Source organism: Clostridium sp. CTA-19 (assembly GCF_054767855.1).
Map to the genome: position 1 here is coordinate 1 of NZ_BAAABH010000101.1, position 483 is coordinate 483.

The 483-nt window shown below is 40.0% G+C and carries 1 tRNA gene and 1 rRNA gene; both read right to left on the reverse strand.

Annotated elements, in window-relative coordinates:
* Window positions 1–34: 34 nt before the first annotated feature.
* Window positions 35–109, reverse strand: a tRNA-Asn gene (locus ACYUE0_RS17835).
* A 5-nt stretch (window positions 110–114) separates the two neighbouring features.
* A 5S ribosomal RNA gene (rrf, locus tag ACYUE0_RS17840) occupies window positions 115–232 on the reverse strand.
* Window positions 233–483: the final 251 nt, after the last annotated feature.

Genomic DNA, 483 nt, shown 5'->3' on the forward strand with positions numbered 1-483 from the left:
AAGAAGTAGATATTCTACTTCTATGTTTCCAAAATGGCTCCGCGAAAAGGATTCGAACCTTCAACCTATCGGTTAACAGCCGAGTGCTCCACCGTTGAGCTATCGCGGAATATTACCTGGCAACAACCTACCCTCCCACACAGTCACCCATGCAGTACTCTCGGCGTCTAGAGGCTTAACTTGCCTGTTCGGAATGGAAAGGAGTGTTACCCTCTAAACCATCATCACCAGATTTTAATTTAATATAAGCGGTGTACTGCGTCGTCAATTTTCTTCGCTCAAATGCTCATTTATACAAATAAACTCCGCTTCTCACTCAGTCATTTCCTAACATTACTTGCTTTTATTAACTTAAATATTAATATTTTTATATTAAATTCTTCAGAGTTGTTCTCTGAAAATTGCACAGTGATTATATTAGGTCAAGCCCTCGACTTATTAGTATGAGTCAGCTGAACATGTTACCATGCTTACACCCCTCAC